Here is a 24,006-nt window from a genome sequence, read left to right on the forward strand (position 1 = left end):
AAACAGGCTGGACGTGTCGGTCCAAACCGCTACACCCATCGGCAGCGAACAGGAAGGAGATCCCGATGGCGTTGGCTTTGGGGGTGGATACGGGTGGAACCTATACGGACGCAGTGCTGATCCGGGATGAAAAAGAGGTGATCGCCTCGGCCAAATCCCTGACAACGCGCGCTGATCTGGCCATTGGGGTTGGACAGGCGATTTCGGCAGTGTTGGATCAAGCACAGGCGTCGCCGGAGCAGATCTCAATGGCGTCTTTGTCGACGACGTTGGCGACGAATGCCTTGGTCGAAGGGCAGGGTGGTCGAGTCGCACTGATTTACATCGGGTTCAAGGAAGCAGATCTTGAGAAACATGGGCTGCGGGCTGCGTTGAAGGGCGATCCGGCGCTTGTGATCGGCGGTGGGCATACACATGCCGGGGGTGAGGCTGCACCATTGGACGTTGATGCGTTGGAAATCTTTTTGGCCTCGCATCAGGACGTTTCCGGTTTTGCGGTTGCGGCGCAATTTGCCACACGGAACCCGGCGCACGAGTTGCAGGCCGCGCGTATCATTTCTGAAAATACCTGCGCTCCGGTGACGTGCTCGCATCAACTCTCGGCCAAGCTAAACGGCCCGAAACGGGCGGTGACTGCGGTTCTGAACGCGCGATTGATCGGGATGATCGACCGTCTGATCGGGCGGGCGCAGGATCAGTTGATTGATCTGGGTATTAAAGCGCCGATGATGGTTGTGCGTGGTGACGGCGCGCTGATGAGCGCAGAACAGGCGCGTGAGCGGCCGATTGAAACCATCCTTAGTGGTCCTGCGGCCTCAATCGTCGGTGCAAGCTGGCTGACAGGGGTTCAAAACGCGCTGGTGTCAGATATTGGTGGTACGACCACCGATGTCGCGCTGATCCGGGACGGCAAACCGGCGATTGACCCAGCGGGCGCGCAGGTCGGCGGGTTTCGTACGATGGTTGAGGCGGTTGCCATGCGCACCCACGGACTGGGTGGAGACAGCCAGGTGCATGTGGTCACCGAAGGGCTGGGTGGCGGTGTGTTTTTGGGGCCGCGACGGGTGCTGCCGGTTTCCCTGATTGCCGCCGAGGCACCTGAGGTCGTTCACGCCGTTTTGGATACCCAACTAAGGGCGACGACTGTGGGTGAGCATGACACGCGGTTCGCCCGCCGTGTTCCCGGCATCAACGCCGACGGGTTGGGTGCGCGCGAAGAGTCGCTGTTGGAGAGGCTGGGCGAGAACGTCATGCCCCTAAGTGAGCTGCTGCGCACCCGTATGGAGAACGGAGCTTTGTCGCGTCTGGTGGATCGCGGTGTCGTTCAGGTTTCGGGTGTGACGCCATCGGATGCCAGCCATGTTTTGGACCGATTGGATGCCTGGGATGCGGACGCAGCCCACAAGGCGTTGGAGCTGGTTGCGCGCAAGCGGGTGGGGACTGGCGACAGATTGGCCGCCACCCCGGAACAGTTGGCGCAGATGATCGTGGATCAACTGACCGAACAAACATCTTTGACCTTGTTAGAGACCGCTTTTGCGGAAGAAACCGAAGGATTTGGTCTACCGCCTTTTGACCTGGCTCGGCATGTCCTGATGCAGAAAGGGCTGGCGCGGCATCGCGGTTTGCTGGCGCTGGACGCATCTCTGAACGTGGATGTGGTAGGTCTTGGCGCTTCGGCTTCAAGCTATTACCCGGCTGTCGGGGATCGTTTGCATTGCGCGATGATCCTGCCGGAACACGCAGGCGTGGCCAACGCGATCGGGGCGGTTGTTGGCCGGCTTACACTGCGCAGATCGGGAACGGTGACGTCCCCGTCCGAAGGGCGCTACCGGGTTCATCTGGAAGAAGGACCGCAGGATTTCACGGAATCCGACAAGGCCTTGGCGTTGCTGGAAACGGTTCTGAGGGATCAGGCCGAGGGCGCAGTGCGACAGGCCGGAGCGGCAGATATTCGGGTGGTTGTCGATCGCGACATCCGGACCGCGCGCATCGAAGCGCAGGACGTGTTTGTCGAAGCGATGATCACGGTCGAAGCCAGCGGGCGCCCAAGGGTGGCCAAAAGCTACTAGAAATAGCAAAAACAAGCGCCCTATCCACAAGTTATGGTAGGATGTTCTAAATTTGGATTCGACTCAGTGTTTGGCTTGTGGATAAAATAAAAGCACCCGGGGATTCCCGGGTGCAAACCGCTGCTGAGCAACGGGCTGTGTCTCCAAACACACGTCGAGACTCACATAGTCTGGCGTAAACGGTCAAGCGCAAAGCAGTATTCTATATCAAGTGCGGGCATGAAATCGCGCAAATTAGGAGGTACTGTTATGTACTTTAAACTATATCGAGACCTTTCCAACGATTGGCGTTGGACACTCAAGGCTGCAAACCACCTTACTATCGCGGATTCTGGTGAAGGGTATCGCAACAAGTCCGACGCCCTAAATGGGATCAGACTAGTTAGGGGTTCGGGCAGCGCACCGGTCTATGAGTAAAAGGTTTGGCGGCGCGTCGGACACGCGCCGCCATTTTACTCAGCTGCGTCGCGTTTGGGCAGAACCCAATCGGGGCGTGGGAAGTGGCAGGTATATCCGTTGGGGATGCGCTCAAGATAATCTTGATGCTCGGGCTCGGCCTCCCAGAAATCGCCTACGGGTTCGACCTCGGTGACGACTTTGCCCGGCCAGATGCCGCTGGCATTCACATCGGCAATCGTGTCTTCCGCCATCTGTTTTTGGGTGGCATTCACATAGTAAATGGCCGAGCGATAGCTCATCCCGCGGTCATTGCCCTGACGGTTCACAGTTGTCGGGTCGTGGATCTGAAAGAAGAACTCGAGCAGGTCGCGATAGGTAATCCGCGAGGGGTCGAAAATGATTTCGATCCCTTCGGCATGAGTGCCGTGGTTGCGGTAGGTGGCGTTGGGTACGTCGCCGCCGGTATAGCCGACGCGGGTGCCAGACACACCGGGTAGCTTGCGGATCAGGTCCTGCATGCCCCAAAAGCAACCTCCGGCAAGAACAGCGCGTTCAGTGGTCATTGGATGTCCTCCACATGGATCAGGTATTCGCCATACCCTTCGGCCTCCATCTCATCGCGATGAATGAACCGCAATGAGGCAGAGTTGATGCAGTAACGCAGCCCGCCGTGTTCGCGCGGACCGTCAGGAAACACATGCCCCAGATGACTATCCCCATGTTTCGAGCGGACCTCGGTCCGGATCATCCCAAGCGTGCGATCTTCGATTTCTTCGACATGCTCGTGCACGATGGGTTTGGTAAAGCTGGGCCAACCGCACCCGGATTCGTATTTGTGGGCTGAGGCAAACAGCGGTTCGCCCGAGACGATATCGACGTAGATACCTGGTTCCTTGTTATTCAGCAGTTTTCCGGTGCCAGGGCGTTCGGTGCCGCTGCGTTGGGTTACGTGGTATTCTTCGGGTGAGAGAGCGGCAATGGCCTCGGGGTCTTTGGTGTAGCGGGTCATGGCTTCTCCGGTGTTGATGCGATCTGGGTTTCTATTTGGGCACAGTGGCGCGGAAATCAAAATCATATTTCAGCCGGCTCGCGTTCTCGTGCAGGTGATCCGAATGCCAGACGCGTACGTAATTCACAATAAAGGAGGTGACGCCATGTTCAGACTGCTTCTGTTATTCGCCCTATTGCTGGTTGCCCGCGTGGTTCAAGCAGCACCTTTGACTGGTGAATTTGTCTCGATCGACGGCGGCACTTTGTCCCTTGAGGATTGGCGAGGCAAGCCGATACTGGTTGTGAACACGGCATCCCATTGCGGATTCACAGGGCAATATGCTGGCTTGCAAAAGATTCATGACACCTATGCTGATCGAGGTCTCGTGGTTTTGGCCGTCCCTTCGGATTCGTTCAATCAGGAATTGGGCACGGCGGCAGAGGTCAAACAGTTCTGCGAGATTAACTATGGCTTGACCTTTCCCATGACCGACATCACGTCAGTAAAGGGCGTTGCGGCCCATCCGTTCTACCGTGCGGTTGCTCAGCAGACGGGATTCGTACCCAAGTGGAATTTCAACAAGATCCTGATTGATCCAGCGGGTGAAGTGATTGCGACCTATGGGTCGAACGTCAAGCCGGATTCACCGAAACTGTTGCGTCAGGTTGAGGCCTTGCTCCGCTGATCGGTTTGCCGGGACAACTGCACCGCAAGAATACCCAGCGTTGTGACACCGACACCTACTGCATCCATGGGCCCAAGTTTTTCGCCCAGGAAAACTGCGGCGACGGCCACACCAAACACCGGGTTCAGAAAGTGAAAAGTCGCGGCCCGGATCGCGCCGATTCGGTTCAACAGCAGGAACCAGATCAGAGTGGCTAACAGTCCCGGGAACAGCGTTGTATAGGCAAACGCCAGAACCCACGGACCGTTAGGGTGAATATAGATCGTCTCGAATACGGGGGCTGCGAGGAACAGAATTGCTGCGCCCACAAGCATCTGAAGTCCGACTACCATCATGAAATTGCCGCCGGAGGTTGCCCCGCGCACAGCCAAGGTCGCAAAGCTGAGCGCCAGTGCCCCAAGCCCGCACAACATGACGCCAAACAGGTCTGCGCCCGCGCTTATCCGGCTGCTCATGATCAACGCGACGCCCGCGAAACCGGCCAGCAACCCGAACACGCCCAGCGGTCGAAGTTTTTCGTGGAAAAGGGTCCAGCTGGCCAGCGCGACGATCAGGGGCATTGTCGAAGCAATAATCGCCGCAATAGACGCCTGTACGGTCTGCATTGCGTAGAAATTCAGACCCAAATACAGGGCATTTTGGCATATTCCGAACAGGATGGTTGCGTACCACTGCGCGCGAGTTAGACGCCAGCTTTGGCCCATGGCCCGCGCAATCGCGACCCCCAGCAACCCCGAAATCAGAAATCGCAGCGCCAGTGAGAACAGGGGCGAGGCATCGGCGACGATGATCCGCGCCGAGGTAAAGGCTGACGACCAAATGAAGGCAAATGCCAGCCCCATGGCTATGGCGCGCAAATCCATGGTGACCCTTTCCCAAATGCCGCGACTGTTTCCGAAATTCCTGAAACGCGCAAGCGCCGCGCGTCAAAATAAACACAGGTTTCGCCTGTTGCATTCAGCATTGGCAGTTTTGTTGATTGACTAGTCAATTAAAGCTATACGATCCGCACTCTGACTAACCAAGGGAGGAATGTTGGTGCTTTTGGAGTATATTCTGTCTTTCGGCGTCCTGCTGGCATTGGGCCTGGTCGCTTTCTTCGTCGTGAAATGGTGGAACCTGCGTTGTGTGGGCGTCACGCCTGTGCATCTGTTCACCTTCATTGCGATCCTGTTCACGTCCGGTCTGGATGTCGGCCTGATCATGTTCCCGCTGACCGAGTTTGGCGGCTATGCCGAGGAACCGGCCTATGCCTTTGCGAACCCGCTGGCCATCGAGTTCGGCTTCTGGGGTTTCCTAATCTGGGCCTTCTACTTCCTGACAGCGTTCTATTTCTGCGTCATCGAACCCCGCGTGAAGTTCTTTGAGATCCCGTTGGTCAAGCTGATCAACAACGTGGTCATCATTGGCACATGCGCCTTTACCGCCAGCCTGTTCCTGATCTACCTGCCCGGCTATCTGCCCGAGGTTGGAGATGGCGAATCCGTGGTCACCACTTTCTATGTCATCGTATTTGTTGTCATTCTGGCGGCGGCTTATTCGTCAACCGACCTGAAATACGTGCGTATCCTGTCTGTAGGTTCGACTATCCTGTTCCTCACGCTGATCCTCGGAATGTGGATTGCCGCCGGCATGGGCATGACCGGAATTGTTGAAACCGGCAGCAATATCGGTGCCTATTTCACCAATCTGCACAAGTTCGTGTTGCCGCTGACTGATTATCACGCCTTCTACCTGTTCTGGTGGTTCGCGTGGTCGATCATGATTGGCCAGTTCACCTCGCGCTTTGTTGGTGGGTTGAAAACCTGGCAATTGCTGGCGGCGCTGCTGATCTTCCCGTCGATCCCGTTGGCGATCTGGTTCACCGTTCTCTACTACTATCACCTGAACGGCATCAGCACCGCGGGCATCACCAACATCGCGATGGTGATCGTGGGCGTGACCTTTGTGATCAACTCGCTGGACTCCCTGATCCGCCTTTATACCGACAACCTGAACCTGACAGTCGAGCGGTTCGGCAAGGCGATCTACGTCGCAGGCAACGTCGCTTTGTTGTTTGTCCTCACCCTGCTGTTCCAAAGCCAGTGGCTGCAGATTCAGTGGATCGGAGCCGTGGTCGTCGGTCTATACTTGGCATGCGTGGTCTATATCCTGATCACCAGGCGCAAAGAGGTGATGAGCATCGATTCAATGCCAGAAGGTCGTGATCTGGACTTCCACAAGGTTGAGACGGTTCACTGATTAGTTAGTAACAGAACTTAAAAAAAGGGCGCCGCATTTGGCGCCCTTTTTTGCTACTCATCGCAGTATCAGATATGCGGACGAAGCCGACCTTGCAGAAAAGTGAGGGAATCCTTGAAAAAGCTTGCTTCCGCTGGGATGGTTTCTCCGACAGAGTTTTCTGAGGAATTTAGAATGCATTTTCCCAAACTTGCGGCGGTTTCGTCGATTTTTCTCACTATAGCCAGTTCCCAAGTGCTCTCCCAGGATGGGGGACCGATACTGTTCACAAACGTCAACGTGTTTGATGGTGTGAATGAGGAAATGATTACAAATGCCAATGTCGTTGTAACCGACAATCTGATCACAGATGTGTCCTCAGAACCCCTCGCCGTCGCCAATGGTATCGTCATCGATGGCGGCGGTCGCACGTTGATGCCGGGCCTGATCGACGTACACTGGCACACGCTTTACTGTTGCAATCCGCAGAGTGTGGTTGTGACCGGCGATATTCTTGAGGTCGCGGTGCGGGGTGCCATCGGGTCCGAAGGCACGTTAATGCGCGGCTTTACAACGGTGCGCGACGTTGGCGGCAATTCATTTGCCATAAAACGGATGATTGACGCAGGCGAGATCGAAGGCCCCCGTATACTGCCGTCCGGCCCACCCGTGACACAAACCGGCGGCCACTTTGACTATCGTCCCTACCAAGCGGTTCCGACGAACGGCGCGGATTCGCAATGGTACTGGTACAGCGTTGGTTTGATGGCGCAGGCTGATGGTGTTCCGGAAGTGGTCAAACGCGCGCGTGAAATCATGCGCATGGGCGCAAGCCAGCTTAAGATTTCCACCGGTGGCGGGGTGTCATCCACTTATGACCCTCTGGATGTACGCCAATACACCAAGGCCGAAATCGAGGCTTTCGTAGAGGTGGCCGACACCTACAACACCTATGTTGCATCTCATGTCTTCACGGACGAGGCCGTGGAAATTGCCGTTGCCGCTGGCGTTAAGTCCATCGAACATGGCTTTTTGATGAGCCGCGAAACGATGGAACTGATGCGCAACAATGAAGTTTGGTTGTCAGTGCAGCCCCTGCTGGATGACGAGGATGGCTTTTCTTTCGACGACCCTGTTAGCCAGCAGAAATGGATCGACGTCACCAACGGTACAGATTTCACCTACAAAACGGCGAAAGAAGTTGGCGTGAAAGTCGCTTTCGGCACCGACATCTTGTTCGATCCCAAACTGGCCGAACGTCAAGGCGCGTTCCTTGCCAAATTGCAGCGCTGGTACACGCCATACGAGGTGCTGAAAATGGCGACTTCAACCAATGCTGAACTGCTCAAACTCTCAGGCCCGCGCCACCCCTATCAACAAGGTGACTTGGGTGTAATCGCAAAGGGCGCTTATGCCGACTTAATCCTTGTGGACGGCAATCCGCTGCAAGATATCGACCTGATCGCAGACCCGCATGAGAACTTCGATCTGATCATGAAAGACGGCAAAGTCTACAAGAACACGCTGGACTGAGTTCCAGATGAAGTCCTTTGCTCAAAGCCAATTTTGTAACGACTGCTTTGTGCTCATAGCTGACATACCCAAAAATTTGAACCGAGAAGCGAAATAGAAAAAGGGCCCCCAAGCGGCGGCCCTCAATCGTTTGCACTGAAAGCTGAGGTCAGCCGTTCACGCTGTCCTTCAGAGCTTTCGCAATGGTCATTTTGACCACTTTGTCCGCTTCTTTCTTGAACTGCTCGCCGGTGGCGGGGTTGCGCACCATGCGCTCGGGGCGCTCGCGGCAGTAGATTTTGCCAACGCCAGGCAGGGTCACTGCGCCGCCGGCTGAAACTTCGCGGGTGATCAGGCCGGTCATGGCCTCCAACGCTGCGTTTGCAGCTTTCTTGTCGGTTCCCATTTCCTCAGCGAGAGCAGCCACCAGCTGAGTCTTTGTCATAGGCTTTGCCATTTCTTGGTCTCCTTAACGTGCCCGATACATAGGGCCTCACCGCGTAACTGTAACGGGATATTGTGGTCGAACACAACGAATAGTAGCGTTGAAAACCCTAAAAATATGGGGAAATCGTTGCTTTTTTGCGTCAGAGAAAGGCTGTTTCGTCGAAAGAACGTAATTTCCGGCTGTGCAGACGCTCTAACGGCATGCCGCGCAGATGTTCCATCGCCCGAATTCCGATAGCAAGATGGCGACTGACCTGGGTGGTATAAAAGGCAGATGCCATGCCCGGAAGCTTTAATTCGCCGTGCAGCGGTTTGTCAGAAACACACAACAACGTGCCGTAGGGAACCCGAAACCGATAGCCATTTGCAGCGATGGTTGCGCTTTCCATATCCAGTGCAATGGCGCGGGATTGGCTGAGCCTTTGCACAGGGCCGGATTGGTCGCGCAGTTCCCAGTTGCGGTTGTCGACCGAGGCGACGGTGCCTGTGCGCATGATCCGCTTAAGCTCGTATCCTTCCAACTCGGTAACCTCGGCCACGGCGCTTTCCAGCGCGACCTGAACCTCGGCCAGCGGCGGGATCGGAACCCAGACCGGCAGGTCATCGTCCAGCACCTTGTCTTCACGCAGGTAGGCGTGGGCCAGAACGAAATCCCCCAGCGCCTGCGTGTTACGCAGCCCGGCACAGTGGCCGACCATCAGCCAGGCGTGGGGCCGCAGAACGGCGATATGGTCAGTGGCCGTTTTAGCGTTCGAAGGCCCAACGCCGATATTGACCAGCGTGATCCCGGACCCGTCCTCGCGTTTCAGGTGATAGGTTGGCATTTGCGGCAGCTTCAGCGGTTGGGCCAACTCTTCCTCGGAGCCCTTGATCTCGACATTCCCGGTCGAAACGAAGCTGGTGTAACCGCTGTCCGGATCGGCCAATTGCGCGCGCGCGTAATTCTCGAACTCAGAGACGTAGAACTGGTAGTTCGTGAACAGGACATGGTTCTGGAAATGGCTGGGATCCGTCGCGGTATAATGCGCAAGCCGGGCCAGCGAATAGTCGACGCGTTGGGCAGTAAACAAGGCTAGCGGACCGGCTTCATCCTCGTGGTCGTACACCCCGTTGACGATATCATCGTTGGTCGTGGTCAGGTCGGGAACGTCAAAGACATCGCGCAACGTGAATCCGGCCGCGCCCTGTTGCGGAACGTGCAGATCGGGATTGTTGGCAACCGCGAAATGCACCGGGATCGGCGTGTCGGACGGCCCAATCGTAACCGGCTGGTCGTGGTTTTTGATCAGCAACGCGATCTGCTGGGTCAAATAAGACCGAAATAAATCCGGTCGCGTAACGGTCGTGGCATGAATACCGGGTTCTGAGACGTGGCCAAAACTCAGGCGGCTGTCGACATGCGCATAGGACGACGTTCTGATACGAATTTCCGGGTAATAGGCTCTGAAACGTGCAGTAGGTGCGCCGTGTTCAATGGCTGCCGAGAAACTGTCGCACAGAAAGCGGGTTGCTTGTTCATAGAGCGCTTCCAACCGAGCGACCGCTGCCTTGGGGTCGGTGAATTGTTCCGGTTTAGGTGCGTCGGGTGTTTTTATTATTGTCATGCAAGTGGTTCCAGAAGATCAATCTTTTCAAAAGTGCGCACATCCACCAGACCCAGGTCAGAAATCCGGAGTTCCGGGATCACGACCAGCGCCAGCAATGAGTGCTGCATATATGCGTTGTTGAGGGTGCAGCCGCAGGCCACCATCGCGGCAACCATGTCGTCGGCCTTGGTAGCAACCTGTGATACAGGGCTGTCAGACATCAGGCCCGCAATGGGCAATTCGACCAGCGCCAGTTCTTCGCCATCGCGGAAGATGGTTATGCCACCACCCACCTCGGCCAGCCGATTTGCGGCCAGTGCCATCTGTTCGCGATCCGTGCCGACTACGATCATGTGATGACTGTCATGTGCCACGGTCGAGGCCATGGCCATTTTGCCCTGATATCCGAATCCGGAAACGAAAGCGTTCGTCACGCCGCCCGTCGCCTGGTGCCGTTCAACCAGCGCGATCTGGCAGACATCGTCGTCGCCCTCGACCAATCCTTCGATGATCGGCAGTTCAGCTTTCAGAGCTTTGGTCGGAGCCTGGTTTTCCACCACGCCGATCACGTTGGCCTGCACGCGGTTTGCCCCTGCAGGTGCTTGAATTTCGAAATCAGCAGCGGTCAGCGTATGCCCCAGATGCACGGTGTTCCGGGCGGTATCAGGCCAGTTGAGGTGCGGGCAATCCACGGTGATTTTGCCGCTGTCGGCGACGATCTGACCGCGCGCAATCACGGTGTCGATGGGTAGTTCTTTCAGGTCCGAGCTAAGGATAATATCCGCGCGCCGCCCCGGTGTGATCGAGCCGATCTCACGTTCCAGCCCGAAATGGGTCGCCGTGTTGATCGTCGCCATTTGCAGGGCAATCAGCGGATCACATCCGCAAGCGATGGCGTGCCGAACCACGCGATTCATATGGCCGTCATTAACCAGCGTGCCTGAGTGGCAATCGTCGGTGCACAGGATAAAGTTGCGCGGGTCCAACCCTTTTTTCGTGACCGCAGTGATTTGGCTTTCCACGTCATACCAGGCCGAGCCCAGCCGCATCATCGACCGCATCCCCTGCCGAACACGTGCGATCGCGTCTGCCTCGCAGGTACCTTCGTGATCATCCGCCGGACCCCCGGCAACATAGGCGGCAAAATCAGGCCCTAAATCAGGCGAAGCGTAGTGTCCTCCTACGGTTTTCCCGGCGCGTTGCGTTGCGGCGATTTCCGCCAGCATCTTTGGGTCGCCATTGATGACACCGGGAAAGTTCATCATCTCGCCCAAGCCGATGATGCCGGGCCAGCTCATCGCTTCGGCCACGTCTTCGGCGGTAATTTCATACCCTGTGGTTTCCAACCCCGGTGCGGAGGGGGCACAGGACGGCATCTGGGTAAAGATGTTCACCGGTTGCATCATCGCCTCGTCATGCATCATGCGTACGCCGTCCAGGCCAAGGACATTTGCGATCTCATGCGGGTCGGTGAACATGCTGGTGGTTCCATGCGGAATGACAGCGCGGGCAAATTCAGCCGGGGTCAGCATGCCCGATTCGATATGCATATGGGCATCACACAGCCCAGGGATCATATAGCGCCCGGTGGCCTCGATGACCTGAGTCTCTGGGCCGGCGCAATGTGATGCATCGGGTCCGACGTAAGCGATGCGCCCATCAGCGATCGCAATGTCATGGTTCGGAAGGGTTTCGCGGCTGTGCACATTTACCCAGATTCCGCCGCGAATGACCGAATCTGCAGCTTCACGACCTGCGGCTACGGCAATCAGACGGGGGGCGACATCGGGCCAACTAGGGAAGGGTGTGTGTTCCATGGCCCAACTTTCCCGAATGCGCAGGAAGGTTCAACCCCTTGTGAACAGGTATCATCAAACCGTCACGCAGCGCGTCAGCGCTGCACTGTCCAACCAGAAGAGACGCCCGGCAGGGCATCGATGATGGGCGGGAGCAAGCCTCGGTTATTTCTGTGTATCATGCTCCAGCTCGCGGCGAACCCAATTGGCAAACGCTATAGCACCGGGGCTTTCTTCGGCGCGCGGTGACAGAAGCAGATAATAGGCTTCAGGCATGGGTGCGCGATGGGCGAACGGGGCTACTAAACGACCTTGCGCAATCAGGTCACTGGCAATGGTGTCATGCGCCAGACACAGCCCTCCGCCAGCCATGGCAACGGACAAGCTGACCAAGTAGGTCGTCGAATAAGTGATTGCAGGATTTGCCCAGTTTAGACCCTGTTCCTCAGTCCAACCCAGCCAATTCGACAGCAGGTTCGAGCAGTCAAAAAGCGGGTGTTGTTGCAGGTCTTCCAACGTCACGTGATAGCCCGGCGCACAGACTGGATAGTAGTGATCAGTTCTCAGTAATTCGGTTCGAACCGTATCTGACGGTCGTAGTGAATAACGGATTTCCACGGCGGCCCCTTCGGCCATTTCGCGCGGCTCCCAAAGCTCAGTAAAGATATTCAGCTGAACATCGGGATGTAACGCCCTGAAATTCGGCAGTCTGGGTGCCAGCCAATTCACGGCAAAGGTGATGTTGCTTTGAACTTGAACCGCGTTCTGCTGGGCGCCGGTCACGGCCTGAGTTCCACGTACGAGTGTCCGAAATGCCTCGCGCACCACCGGAAGATACGTGATGCCCGCTTCGGTCAGTTCCAACGCGCGTGGTCGACGCAAAAATAAAGGCTGGCCAAGGTACCCTTCCAAAGACTTGATCTGCTGGCTGACCGCGCTTTGCGTCATGTTCAGATCCCGGGCTGCGCCGGTAAAGGACAAATGCCGCGCCGCCGCCTCAAACGTGCGGAGCCAACCCAGCGGAGGAAGTGGTTTTTGCATGCGTATAACCTTGCCATTAGTTCAGCTAATGGAATAGTTGCGTTTTTTTCGTTGGTCAATTTTTGACGCTACAGGCACGATTTCCGAAAGTTCACAGCTATCCGCAAAGGATCCCGGAATGACTGTTACAAACCTGCGCGCCAATATCGACCACTGGGCCGAACGTGTTGATCTGGCTGCAACCTTTCGCTGGGTCGAGCGGCTGAACATGCACGAAGGTGTCGCCAACCATTTTAGTCTGGCGGTGAACCCGGAAGGCACCCAGTTCCTGATGAACCCGAACCAGATGCATTTTGCGCGGGTCAAAGCGTCAAACCTGTTGCTGTTGGATGCCAATGACGCCGAAGTGATGAGCCAACCCGGTGCACCGGATCCGACGGCGTGGGGTCTGCACGGATCAATCCACCGCCACTGTCCGCATGCGCGCTGTGTGATGCACGTGCATTCGATCTTTGCGACTGTCCTCGCATCGTTGGCGGATAGCACCTTGCCCCCGATCGATCAGAACACGGCCACTTTCTATAACCGGTATGTGATCGATCAGGAATTCGGAGGCCTCGCCTTTGAAAGCGAAGGTGAGCGCTGTGCATCCATGCTGTCGGTCCCCAAGAAAAAGGTCATGATCATGGGCAATCACGGTGTTCTTGTGATCGGCAGTGACCCGGCGGATGCTTTTAACAGGCTTTATTATTTTGAACGCGCAGCGGAAACCTACATCCGAGCGCTGCAGACCGGCCAGCCATTGCGCGTCCTGCCAGATGAGATTGCCGAAAAGACTGCGCAAGAATTGGAAGACTATCCCGATCAGGCCCAGGCTCATTTGCGAGAGATCAAGGCCTTACTGGACGATGGCGGCTCTGACTACGCCACATGACAACCTCATCAGGGTAACGACCATGTCTGACACTCCACAGAATCCGGAATCCGCCCGCTGGCACTATCATCCTGAAGGCCCGGTGGGGTTAAACCCCTTGTTCAATTGGCCACCACGTCCGTCAGCTGTGCTGAAATGGTACAGCGGGGCGTGGCTGCAGATCACGGCATTAACCTTGTGCCTTGCGCTGGCGGTCACCGCCTATGCTCTCTTTTTCCCGTCCTTGGAAAGTATGCAAAGCTTTGCACTGGGTTGGATGTTTCGCATCTGGCTGCTGAACATGGTGCCACAGATCCTGATCGCAGGTGGGCTGCACTGGTGGCTGTACATGCGAAAAGGGCAGGGCATGTACAAAAAGTTCGACCGCCGCGACCTGACCCGCAACAATGGTACCTTCACATTCCGCAATCAGGTTCTGGACAATATCTGGTGGACGCTAGGCAGCGCGATGACCGTCGCGACCGTTTATCAGTGGATCATCTACTGGGCGATGGCCAATGGGTATGTGCCAACCGTCACATGGTCCGGCGCGCCTGTCTGGTTCGTCGTTTGGATGGTGTTTATCCCAATGTGGTCTGGTCTGCACTTTTACTGGGTGCACCGGCTGGAACATCACCCGAAGCTCTACAAATACGTGCATGCTGTGCATCATCGCAATGTGAACACCGGGCCTTGGTCGGGGATATCAAACCATTGGTTTGAGAACCTGTTGTACTTCACGACCTATTTCATCCATCTGATCGTGCCGTCGCACCCGCTGCATGTGCTGTTTCACGCCTATTTCCAGCAGGTCAGCCCTGTGTTGTCTCATTCCGGTTTTGAAAAACTAAAGGCCGGGGATACGGATGCCGCTCGTGCCGGTGATTTCTTTCACCAGCTTCACCACCGGTATTTCGAGTGCAACTACGGCACCTCTGAAATCCCGTTCGACAAGTGGTTTGGCACGTATCATGACGGGTCGGCCGAGGCGACGACCCGGACAAGGGCGTACAAGAAACAGATGTATACCTAGCTGGTTCGAAGCGCGCGCGGCGTGATCCCGAACTCGGCTTTGAAGGCACGGGTCAGGGCGCTGGGGTCGTCATAGCCCGCGCGCAGGGCAACCTCACCGATGCTCAGGTCGGTTTCCGCCACCAGTTTGCGCGCAAGGTTCAGGCGCAGTCGGCGATAGACCTGCGCCGGGCCAGCGCCCAGTTCGGACTGCATGCGGACGGACAATGCTTTTTGCGATCGGCCAACCCGGCTTGCGATTTCGGACACTGGCAATGGGGTCTCAAGGTGTTCCTGCATCAAGGCCAGCGCCCTGTTCACGTAACCGCTGGTCGCGCCGGCACCGCCCGCATGTGAGCGCGCTGAATCGCAGGTCATGAACAGCTGCGACACTTCCAGCGCCAGGGCCTGTCCCTGATCCCGTGCAATCAGATGAAGCACCAGGTCAAAGGCCGCCATGGCCCCGGAACAAGTGATGCGATTGCGGTCGATGACATAGCGTTCGCGGTGGGCTTCGACATCGGGGAACCTCTCGGTAAATCCGGTCAGCTCTTCCCAGTGTATCGTGGCGCGATGGCCGTCCAGTAGACCCGCCTGCGCCAAAAGCCAGCTGCCAGTGTCGAGGCCTGCCAGCACTTTGAACCGCTGATCCGCAGAACGCAGGCCCGACAGGGTCCGCCACCCGCCATGCGCGCGGAACCCATAAGATGGCATGACCATCAGCATATCCCCACGGGCGGTCCGCAAAGGGCCATGCGGCGCAACCTGCAGCCCGGATGACGAGGTCACCGGACCGTCCCCCAGCGCGAGGAACTGCCAATCGTACAATTTGCGACCAGCCAGAGTGTTTGCAGCGCGCAGCGGCTCGACCGTGTTGGCCAGGCAATGGTTCGAGAATCCGTCGAACAGAAGAACCCCGATTTGCTGCGGTGCAGAGGGTGATTTAGTCCATTCTTGCATGGTAAACTTCTATTTCTGCACGTTTCGAATGGCAAGCCGCGTCAGAATATGCCCCAACGCCAGATGTGGAGACGCCCGATGCAATATGGATTGTCCGACGAACAAGAGATGATCGTCTCAACCGTTCGCAGCTTTGTGGAAAACGAAATCTACCCGCATGAGGCGCTGGTCGAGCGCACCGGCGAAGTGCCGCAGGAGATCGCGGATGAGATCAAGCGCAAGACGATTGAGCTGGGTTTTTATGCCTGTAACTTCCCCGAAAGCGTTGGTTGCGCCGGGCTGATTCACTTGGAATTTGCCTTGGTCGAACGTGAGCTGGGCCGAGGGTCCATGGCGCTGAATCACTTCTTCGGGCGTCCTCAGAACATCCTGATGGCGTGTGAGGGCGAGCAGGTCGAACGATACCTGATGCCCGCCGTGCGTGGCGAAAGGATGGACGCGCTGGCAATGACCGAACCCGGTGCCGGGTCAGATGTTCGTGGAATGAAGTGCGCCGCGGTGCGGGATGGCGGTGACTGGGTGGTCAATGGCACCAAGCACTTCATCTCGGGCGCGGAGCACGCGGATTTCATCATCGTTTTCATCGCGACCGGAGAGGACCAGACGCCCAAAGGTCCGAAAAAGCGGATAACGGCGTTCCTGGTGGATCGCGGAACGCCCGGTTTCACCATCCGGGACGGGTACAAGTCGGTTAGCCATCGCGGTTACAAGAACATGGTTCTTGATTTCGATGATTGCCGTCTGCCGGACGCCCAGGTTCTGGGTGAGGTTGATGGCGGCTTTGAAGTGATGAACACCTGGCTCTATGCGACCCGTATCACGGTTGCCGCCATGTCCGTAGGTCGGGCGCGCCGGGCTTTCGACTATGCGTTGGACTATTCCGCCACGCGCGAACAGTTCGGCCAGAAGATCGGCAAGTTTCAGGGCGTGTCATTCCAAATCGCGGATATGATCACCGAGATTGACGCGGCGGACTTGTTGACGCTGGCCGCTGCGGATCGGCTGGACAAAGGGTTGCCTGCAAATCGCGAAATTGCTTCGGCCAAGCTCTATGCCTCGGAAATGCTCGCGCGGGTCACCGATGCTGCCATCCAAATCCACGGCGGCATGGGTCTGATGGACGATTACCCGCTTGAGCGGTTCTGGCGCGATGCGCGGGTCGAGCGTATCTGGGACGGGACCAGCGAAATTCAGCGCCACATTATCAGTCGCGATCTTCTGAGGGCGCTCGGTGCGTGATGGAGGGGGCCGCCTGATGTTTTCCCTGTCACGCGTTTTGCACCCCACATCCATCGCTGTGATTGGCGGCGGCGCCTGGTGCGTCTCAGTGATCGAACAGGCCCGGAAATTCGGGTTTCAGGGCGACATCTGGCCGGTCCACCCAAAAGCCGGTCAAATCGCGGGTCTGACTGCCTTTGCACGCCTTGAGGACCTTCCAGCGGCCCCCGACGTAGCCTTTGTTGGCATCAACCGTCATGCAACGATCGAGACGATCGCGATTCTTTCGGCCATGGGGGCCGGGGGCGCAGTGTGTTTTGCCTCGGGATTTACCGAAGCGCATGCCGAGGACGATCAGGGTGCAGATTTGCAGGTCCGTTTGGTGCAGGCCGCAGGCGAGATGCCGATCCTGGGACCAAACTGTTATGGCTTCGTCAACGGGCTGGACCGCGCCGCTGTTTGGCCCGATCAGCACGGCATGCGACCGGTAGATCGCGGTGTGGCGATCCTGACGCAAAGTTCGAACATAGCGATCAATATGACGATGCAGCGGCGGGCCTTGCCGCTGGCCTTTATGCTGACCAGCGGAAATCAAGCGCAGACCCATCAGGCCGACATCGCCTCGGCCCTGTTGGATGATGACCGGATCACAGCGATAGGTGTCCATATCGAGGGGTTCCGTGACCTGCGCAAATGGGAGGCGCTGGCCAAAAAGGCGCGGGATCGCAACGTGCCGATTGTTGCGCTGAAAGTGGGCCGGTCCGCCCATGCACAGGCGGCGACGATTTCTCACACAGCATCATTGGCCGGAGGCGACGCGGGCGCGCAGGCATTTCTGGATCGCCTTGGGATCGGGCGTTTGGATGACATTCCCAGTTTCCTGGAATGCCTCAAGCTGCTGCACGTGACCGGGCGGTTGGATACGAACGGTTTGGGGTCGATCAGTTGCTCAGGTGGTGAGGCAAGTCTGGCTGCCGACATGGCCGAAGGGCGCGACCTGCACTTCCCGCCGTTGTCGCATGCACAAAAAGCTGACCTGCGCGATGCCTTGGGACCGATGGTAGCACTGGCGAACCCGTTGGATTATCACACCTATATCTGGCGGGACACGCAGGCCATGACACGGGCGTGGTCCGCAATGATGAGCCCTGAACAGGCCCTGACTATGGCTATTCTTGACTATCCGCACACGGACGCCACCGATTGGGAATGCGCCACGCAGGCTTCCTTGAATTGCGTTGCTCAGACGGGGCGTCCCTTTGCAGTAACGGCGACCTTGCCGGAGCTTTTACCGGAAGACGTTGCGCAAAGGTTACTCGATGGCGGTGTTGTCCCTTTTGCCGGATTGCACGAAGCGCTTGCGGCAATTGAGGCAGCCGCGCGACCGCAAGCAACGGAGGCCGAACCGGTTCTGCTGCCCTCTGATACCGTTGCGGATCATGTTCTGACCGAAGCAGAAGCCAAGCAGGCTCTTGCGGAATTCGGTGTGCGTGTACCGCACAACGTTGTTGTGTCGGCAGATCTGGCGAAACAAGCCTCTGCCGCGCTGACTGGTCCTTTTGCGATCAAGGGCGTCGGGCTGGCGCATAAGTCGGAACATGCGGCCGTGCGCCTTGAGGTTCACGCTGACGCCGTGGCTGAAGTCGCGGCGGATATCGGAACCGATGACGTCCTTATTGAGGAAATGGCTGTTGGCGGCGTGGCAGAATTGTTGGTCGGCGTGACCCGAGACCCGGCGCATGGGTTCGTTCTGACGCTGGGTGCCGGAGGTGTGTTGACTGAAATCCTGCGCGACACGGTTTCCCTTTTGATCCCATCCTCGCGCACCGCGGTGAAAGAGGCGCTGGGTAATTTGAACTGCGCCCCTTTGCTGGCGGGATATCGCGGCAAACCAGCGGCAGAGATTGAGGCCATCCTGGACACTGTCGATGCGGTGCAGGCCTACGTTATTGCCAACGCAACCCATGTCAGCGAAGTTGAAATAAACCCACTGATCTGCACAACGGACCGTGCCATAGCGGTGGATGCTCTGATCCGAAAGGCAAGTAAATGAACCCGGTCAAAACCAAGCGCGATGGCGCAATTCTGGAAGTCACTTTGGACCGTCCTAAAGCGAACGCGATTGATTTGGCGACCAGCCGTGTCATGGGCGAGGTGTTTCGTGACTTCCGTGATGATCCTGATCTGCGCGTCGCAATCCTGACCGGGGGTGGCGAGAAGTTCTTTTGCCCCGGCTGGGATTTGAAAGCAGCCGCTGACGGAGATGCCGTGGACGGAGATTATGGCGTCGGCGGATTTGGCGGATTGCAGGAATTGCGGGATATGAACAAGCCCGTCATCGCTGCGGTCAACGGGATTGCTTGCGGCGGCGGGTTAGAGCTGGCCCTGAGCGCCGACATGATCCTTGCCGCGGACCACGCCAGTTTTGCGCTGCCGGAAATCCGCTCCGGCACAGTGGCTGATGCCGCCAGTGTCAAACTGCCAAAACGTATTCCGTATCACGTGGCGATGGAACTGCTTTTGACTGGACGCTGGTTCGACCCGCATGAAGCGAAGAACTGGGGGTTGGTGAACGAAATCGTTCCAGGTGATCAGTTGATGGATCGGGCATGGGAACTGGCGCGCCTTTTGGCCAGCGGCCCGCCCTTGGTTTATGCCGCGATCAAGGAAATCGTGCGCGATGCCGAAGATTCCAAATTTCAGGATGCCATGAACCGGATCACCGGGCGGCAATTGCCGACCGTTGATACGCTCTATGGCTCTGAAGACAATCTGGAAGGCGCCCGCGCTTTTGCTGAAAAGCGTGATCCCGTGTGGAAAGGTCGATAGTCGGCCTAAGCGCGTTCAAACAGGGCTATCAGCGCTGTGTCATCTTTGTTGGGGCCAGATGCAAGATCGCCATAGATGCGAACTTCGGGCAGGTTCAGGTTTCGAATCTGGCCTTGTGCCAACCGGTGCAGGGCTTCTGCAAATCCCAGCTTTTCATAATGTTGGGCATTGATCGACAGCGCGAATTGAGCACCGGGGCGGGCCACACGCAGCAGTGCAGTCAAAGCTTCTGGCCCGAGGTGGCCATGGGTGAACGAACCGGATGAAACGATTCCGGAGTAGCTTTCGCGCGGCACCGGGATGCCTTCGTTCAGATCGGCCTCAATGGCGTCGCGGTAGATATCCTTGCGCATGGCCTGATCCAGCATCTCGGCGCTGATATCGGTGGCATCTATCGGTCCCACACCCAGCCGGGCCAGAACCGCGCCGCACAGGCCGGTGCCTGCACCTACATCAAGCACAGGCCCTTGCCCGCCGGCGCCGACAAATGCGCGGGCGGTATGGATGTGCAGCTGATAGTCCTCGCGCGTGGCAAAGCCTTCGTCGTAATCCCCGGCCCATTCAGCATAGAGGCGTTTGTGGTCTTCAGGGGAATCCAGCGCGTAGGCGGCATGCAGATCTGGTGTTTTGTCACTCATACCCAAAAGAAAGGCGCATTGGGGGATTCGAATCAAGTATCCTTGGCAGAGTTCTTGCATCTGGCGAAATTGCGGATCATCTAAGAGCGTATGACAGGCACACTATTTTCCTTCGGTCACGGGTACTCGGCACAGGCCTTGTCCCGTCAGTTGCAACCCCATAGTTGGCGTATCTTCGGCACGACGCGTGATCCGGCCCAATCGCAGGTGGTCAAGGCATCAGGCGCAGAGCCGGTGATCTGGCCGGGGCAAGTGCCACAGCTGGATGGGGTGACGCATCTTTTGATCTCGGCTGCGCCAAACGCGGACGGGGATCCGGTTCTGGCTGCATTGGCGGATGAGATTGCGGAACGGGCGGCGCAATTCAAATGGGTTGGCTATCTTTCAACCACGGCCGTGTATGGCGATCATCAGGGCAACTGGGTCGACGAGGCCACCCCCGCGACGCCAACTGCGCAGCGCGGCAAATGGCGGGTGCAGGCCGAAGAGCAGTGGCAGAATATCCCCGGCTTGCCGACACACATCTTTCGCCTTGCGGGCATCTACGGTCCCGGTCGTGGGCCGTTTTCCAAGCTCAAGCGTGTGGGTATGCGGCGCATCATCAAGCCGGGGCAGGTCTTTTCCCGAATTCATGTCGCCGACATTGCCCAGGTTCTTGCCGCGTCCATGTCCGCGCCCAATCCGGGGGCGATTTACAACGTATGTGATGATGAACCCGTCCCACCGCAGGATGTCATCGCCTATGCGGCCGAATTGCAGGGATTGCCATTGCCGCCCGAAGTACCGTTCGACGAGGCAGATATGACCCCCATGGCGCGCAGCTTTTACAATGAGAACAAGCGGGTCAGGAACGATCGGATCAAGGATGCGCTGGGTGTAAACCTGATGTATCCGAACTATCGGGTCGGGCTTCGGTCGCTGATGACCGGTGACTGAGCTATCGCCCTGATTTTCGGTGATGCGCCCCGGATGCCTAGTGATAGTTTTTGGTTATCAGAACCATCCATAAAGAAAACTTATTTGCATGGTTCGAATTTGCTAGGTCTGGCGGCGACAAGACAAGAGTCGCCGATACCTTTGACAGAATGCGCGCAATCCAAGCCGCGCATCTAAAAGAGGTAAAAGTGTCATCTATATATGTTCTTGATCGCCCGCGTTTCTCACCGCGCGAACGAGCCGGATTTTAGCCAGGATTGGAGATCGACATGGACGGAAGTGATAACCCTAAAACGGGCGGATGCCCTGTAATGCACGGCGCAGGAACCCGGTCAAACCGGGATTGGTGGCCGAACCAGCTGAACCTGTCGATCCTACATCAGAACGCGCCCGCGTCGAACCCGCTGGGGCCTGATTTCGACTACGCTGAAGAATTCAAGAAGCTGGACATGAAGGCGCTGAAAGAAGACCTGTACGCGCTGATGACCGATTCTCAGGATTGGTGGCCTGCCGACTATGGTCATTACGGCGGTCTGTTCATCCGGATGGCCTGGCACAGCGCCGGTACATATCGCACGGCGGATGGCCGCGGCGGTGCCTCGACTGGGAACCAGCGCTTTGCGCCACTGAACAGCTGGCCGGATAACGGCAACCTTGATAAAGCGCGCCGTCTGTTGTGGCCGATCAAGCAGAAATACGGCAACCAGATTTCCTGGGCCGACCTGATGATCCTTGCCGGCAATTGCGCCATTGAATCTATGGGCGGTAAGACATTTGGCTTTGCTGGTGGTCGCGCGGATATCTGGGCGCCTGAAGAAGACATCTATTGGGGTTCCGAAACTGAATGGCTTGCCCCCACCGACAACCCGCACAGCCGGTACACTGGTGAGCGCGACATGGAAAACCCACTCGCCGCCGTTCAGATGGGCCTGATCTATGTGAACCCCGAGGGCCCGGATGGTGAACCAAACGTGCTGGCCTCGGGTCGAGATATCCGCGACACCTTTGGCCGGATGGCGATGAATGACGAAGAAACCGTCGCACTGGTTGCTGGTGGCCACACCTTTGGTAAGGCGCACGGCGCGGGTGATCCTGATCTGGTCGGCCCCGAACCCGAAGCGGCACCGATCGAAGAGATGGGTCTTGGCTGGATCAACAAGTTCGGTTCGGGTGTCGGTGACGATACCACGACCTCGGGCATCGAGGGTGCATGGACCGCAAACCCGATCAAATGGGACAATGGATACTTTGACCTGCTGTTCGGATACGAGTGGAACCTGACCAAAAGCCCCGCAGGCGCATGGATATGGGAACCAATCGGCGTCAAAGAAGAGGATATGGCCCCAGCGGCCGGTGATCCGACAAAGAAGGTCAAAACCATGATGACCACCGCCGATATGGCGATGCGCATGGATCCGATCTATGGTCCGATCTCGAAACGCTTCCACGAGAACCCGGAAGAGTTCGCAGATGCCTTCGCACGCGCCTGGTTCAAGCTGACCCACCGCGATATGGGTCCGCGTTCGAACTATATCGGTTCGGAAGCCCCGACCGAGGAGTTGATCTGGCAGGACAACGTGCCTGCGGTGGATCACGACCTGGTTGATGATGCCGATGTAGCGGATTTGAAAGCCAAGATCGCTGCATCCGGTCTGTCGGTGTCCGAGCTGATCTCGACCGCATGGGCCTCGGCCTCGACCTTCCGTGGGTCAGACAAGCGGGGCGGTGCCAACGGCGCCCGTATCCGTCTTGCGCCTCAGAAGGATTGGGACGTCAACGAGCCAATGAAACTGTCCAAGGCGCTGGATGCGCTGACAGGCGTTCAAGAGGCGTTCAACGGCGCGCAGTCAGGCAACAAGAAAGTGTCGCTGGCCGACCTGATCGTTCTGGCCGGTGCCGTCGGCATCGAGCAGGCTGCCAAAGCTGGCGGTCAGGATGTCGAGGTTCCCTTCACCCCGGGCCGCACCGATGCATCGCAAGAGCAGACCGATGTGGACAGCGTCGCAGTCCTGGAGCCCGCAGCAGACGGGTTCCGCAACTACCAAAAGGCCGACTACACGGTCTCGCCCGAGGAGTTGCTGGTCGATCGCGCACAATTGTTGACCTTGTCCGCACCAGAGATGACGGCACTTGTCGGTGGCCTGCGTGTTATGGGCGCCAACTTCGGTGACGCCAAGCATGGGGTGTTCACGGATCGAGTGGGTGTACTCAGCAATGACTTCTTCACCAACATTCTGGACATGGGCACCGATTGGAAACCTGCCGGCAAGGGCGTCTATGAAGGTCGTGACCGCGCCAGCGGTGAGGTCAAATGGACCGGTACACGCGTCGATCTGGTCTTCGGTTCCAACTCGCAACTGCGGGCGCTTGCTGAGGTCTACGGTCAGACGGGTGCCGAGGGTAAATTTGTCTGCGACTTTGTCTCGGCCTGGAACAAGGTGATGAACGCGGATCGTTTTGATCTGAAGTAAACCGACGATCATCTCAGAGATAGCGCCGCCCGAGGACACTCGGGCGGCGTTTTTTTAGGGTCGGGTCCCTCAGGCATACCAACCATTGGGTACGATTCCGCCTAAAGCTCTGACTAACCCCCGCATCACGCAGCGCCCGGTCGAGATTCTTACCCAAATTATTAAGCTAGCTTATTGTTTTTATTAACATGGGCGAGTTTAAGTAGAGAAATGTGAAGTTTTTTCAAAATGGGGGTTGCAGGTCCCAGACCTAATCCGTAAATACCCCTTCACCGGCGCTGCTGAGGCGGCGCTGACGGGCCGGAGAGACGGTTGGACGGGTTGGAGAGACAGCCGGACGC

21 protein-coding genes are annotated in these 24,006 nt (G+C 57.4%); 12 read left to right on the top strand and 9 right to left on the bottom strand.

The genetic code is table 11. From position 1 onward, the window contains the following. Positions 1 to 65: 65 nt before the first annotated feature. Positions 66 to 2,072: a hydantoinase/oxoprolinase N-terminal domain-containing protein gene (locus AC2FLA_RS19180; protein WP_496724386.1), complete on the top strand. Its 2,007-nt coding sequence runs from the start codon at positions 66 to 68 to the stop codon at positions 2,070 to 2,072. A gap of 249 nt (positions 2,073 to 2,321) precedes the next feature. Continuing rightward, positions 2,322 to 2,489 carry a YegP family protein gene (locus AC2FLA_RS19185; protein ID WP_496724388.1) on the top strand — a complete coding sequence of 56 codons (168 nt, stop codon included), beginning with the start codon at positions 2,322 to 2,324 and terminating at the stop codon, positions 2,487 to 2,489. A gap of 35 nt (positions 2,490 to 2,524) precedes the next feature. Here AC2FLA_RS19185 and msrA read toward each other — a convergent pair whose 3' ends face one another. Further along, positions 2,525 to 3,034 carry a peptide-methionine (S)-S-oxide reductase MsrA gene (msrA, locus tag AC2FLA_RS19190; RefSeq protein ID WP_496724389.1) on the bottom strand — a complete coding sequence of 170 codons (510 nt, stop codon included), beginning with the start codon at positions 3,032 to 3,034 and terminating at the stop codon, positions 2,525 to 2,527. Next, entirely contained in the window at positions 3,031 to 3,480 is a 450-nt protein-coding gene (gene msrB, locus AC2FLA_RS19195; protein ID WP_058279328.1) for a peptide-methionine (R)-S-oxide reductase MsrB, read from the bottom strand. Before msrB ends, msrA begins: the two co-directional genes overlap by 4 nt. Positions 3,481 to 3,625: 145 nt before the next feature. Here msrB and AC2FLA_RS19200 point away from each other — a divergent pair, with 145 nt between their 5' ends. After that, positions 3,626 to 4,147 (top strand): glutathione peroxidase, encoded by a 522-nt coding sequence (locus AC2FLA_RS19200; RefSeq protein WP_496724391.1) that lies wholly within the window; start codon positions 3,626 to 3,628, stop codon positions 4,145 to 4,147. Here the strand turns inward: AC2FLA_RS19200 and AC2FLA_RS19205 are convergent. Then, on the bottom strand, positions 4,123 to 5,010 hold the full coding sequence (locus tag AC2FLA_RS19205) for a DMT family transporter (protein ID WP_496724393.1): 888 nt from the start codon (positions 5,008 to 5,010) through the stop codon (positions 4,123 to 4,125). The genes AC2FLA_RS19200 and AC2FLA_RS19205 overlap by 25 nt on opposite strands. Positions 5,011 to 5,191: 181 nt before the next feature. Here AC2FLA_RS19205 and AC2FLA_RS19210 point away from each other — a divergent pair, with 181 nt between their 5' ends. After that, positions 5,192 to 6,388 carry a BCCT family transporter gene (locus tag AC2FLA_RS19210; protein ID WP_496724436.1) on the top strand — a complete coding sequence of 399 codons (1,197 nt, stop codon included), beginning with the start codon at positions 5,192 to 5,194 and terminating at the stop codon, positions 6,386 to 6,388. Between the two features lie 174 nt (positions 6,389 to 6,562). Further along, a complete protein-coding gene (locus tag AC2FLA_RS19215) occupies positions 6,563 to 7,900 on the top strand; it encodes a metal-dependent hydrolase family protein (RefSeq protein WP_496724395.1) in 1,338 nt (445 codons plus the stop codon). A gap of 148 nt (positions 7,901 to 8,048) precedes the next feature. Here the strand turns inward: AC2FLA_RS19215 and AC2FLA_RS19220 are convergent, their stop codons facing one another. The 4 genes from AC2FLA_RS19220 to AC2FLA_RS19235 all read right to left on the bottom strand — a co-directional run bounded on the left by AC2FLA_RS19220 (position 8,049) and on the right by AC2FLA_RS19235 (position 12,749). Further along, positions 8,049 to 8,336, bottom strand: coding sequence for an HU family DNA-binding protein (locus AC2FLA_RS19220; protein WP_039533371.1), 288 nt, complete (start codon positions 8,334 to 8,336; stop codon positions 8,049 to 8,051). Between the two features lie 130 nt (positions 8,337 to 8,466). After that, positions 8,467 to 9,930, bottom strand: a complete 1,464-nt coding sequence (locus AC2FLA_RS19225) for an AMP nucleosidase (RefSeq protein ID WP_282154110.1) — start codon at positions 9,928 to 9,930, stop codon at positions 8,467 to 8,469. Beyond that, the gene (ade, locus tag AC2FLA_RS19230) at positions 9,927 to 11,729 is read right to left on the bottom strand and encodes an adenine deaminase (protein WP_496724397.1); all 1,803 of its coding nucleotides are present in this window, start codon (positions 11,727 to 11,729) and stop codon (positions 9,927 to 9,929) included. The genes AC2FLA_RS19225 and ade overlap by 4 nt, the downstream gene beginning before the upstream one ends. Positions 11,730 to 11,873: 144 nt before the next feature. Then, positions 11,874 to 12,749, bottom strand: a complete 876-nt coding sequence (locus AC2FLA_RS19235; protein WP_496724399.1) for a LysR substrate-binding domain-containing protein — start codon at positions 12,747 to 12,749, stop codon at positions 11,874 to 11,876. Between the two features lie 118 nt (positions 12,750 to 12,867). Between AC2FLA_RS19235 and AC2FLA_RS19240 the strand changes: the two genes are divergently transcribed. Both AC2FLA_RS19240 and AC2FLA_RS19245 read left to right on the top strand, forming a co-directional pair. Continuing rightward, positions 12,868 to 13,623, top strand: coding sequence for a class II aldolase and adducin N-terminal domain-containing protein (locus AC2FLA_RS19240; RefSeq protein WP_496724401.1), 756 nt, complete (start codon positions 12,868 to 12,870; stop codon positions 13,621 to 13,623). Positions 13,624 to 13,645: 22 nt separating this feature from the next. Then, positions 13,646 to 14,635 (top strand): sterol desaturase family protein, encoded by a 990-nt coding sequence (locus AC2FLA_RS19245; RefSeq protein WP_496724403.1) that lies wholly within the window; start codon positions 13,646 to 13,648, stop codon positions 14,633 to 14,635. Here the strand turns inward: AC2FLA_RS19245 and AC2FLA_RS19250 are convergent. Continuing rightward, entirely contained in the window at positions 14,632 to 15,573 is a 942-nt protein-coding gene (locus AC2FLA_RS19250) for a GlxA family transcriptional regulator (protein WP_496724405.1), read from the bottom strand. The genes AC2FLA_RS19245 and AC2FLA_RS19250 overlap by 4 nt on opposite strands. Positions 15,574 to 15,651: 78 nt before the next feature. Here AC2FLA_RS19250 and AC2FLA_RS19255 point away from each other — a divergent pair, with 78 nt between their 5' ends. Genes AC2FLA_RS19255 through AC2FLA_RS19265 form a run of 3 tightly spaced genes read left to right on the top strand, consistent with a single transcriptional unit; the run spans position 15,652 to position 19,620 of the window. Continuing rightward, entirely contained in the window at positions 15,652 to 16,812 is a 1,161-nt protein-coding gene (locus AC2FLA_RS19255) for an acyl-CoA dehydrogenase family protein (RefSeq protein WP_496724407.1), read from the top strand. Between the two features lie 16 nt (positions 16,813 to 16,828). Then, a complete protein-coding gene (locus AC2FLA_RS19260) occupies positions 16,829 to 18,844 on the top strand; it encodes an acetate--CoA ligase family protein (protein ID WP_496724409.1) in 2,016 nt (671 codons plus the stop codon). Further along, complete coding sequence (locus tag AC2FLA_RS19265; RefSeq protein ID WP_496724411.1) at positions 18,841 to 19,620, top strand: carnitinyl-CoA dehydratase; 780 nt, start codon at positions 18,841 to 18,843, stop codon at positions 19,618 to 19,620. Before AC2FLA_RS19260 ends, AC2FLA_RS19265 begins: the two co-directional genes overlap by 4 nt. A gap of 5 nt (positions 19,621 to 19,625) precedes the next feature. On the opposite strand, the gene AC2FLA_RS19270 is transcribed toward AC2FLA_RS19265, so the two are convergent. Next, complete coding sequence (locus AC2FLA_RS19270; RefSeq protein WP_496724413.1) at positions 19,626 to 20,258, bottom strand: class I SAM-dependent DNA methyltransferase; 633 nt, start codon at positions 20,256 to 20,258, stop codon at positions 19,626 to 19,628. Between the two features lie 90 nt (positions 20,259 to 20,348). Here AC2FLA_RS19270 and AC2FLA_RS19275 point away from each other — a divergent pair, with 90 nt between their 5' ends. Together AC2FLA_RS19275 and katG are read left to right on the top strand one after the other, a co-directional pair. Continuing rightward, on the top strand, positions 20,349 to 21,194 hold the full coding sequence (locus AC2FLA_RS19275) for an SDR family oxidoreductase (protein ID WP_496724415.1): 846 nt from the start codon (positions 20,349 to 20,351) through the stop codon (positions 21,192 to 21,194). 269 nt (positions 21,195 to 21,463) lie between these two features. Beyond that, positions 21,464 to 23,665: a catalase/peroxidase HPI gene (gene katG / locus AC2FLA_RS19280; RefSeq protein WP_496724417.1), complete on the top strand. Its 2,202-nt coding sequence runs from the start codon at positions 21,464 to 21,466 to the stop codon at positions 23,663 to 23,665. Positions 23,666 to 24,006: the final 341 nt, after the last annotated feature.

This window comes from Ruegeria sp. CDSA033 (assembly GCF_059612305.1).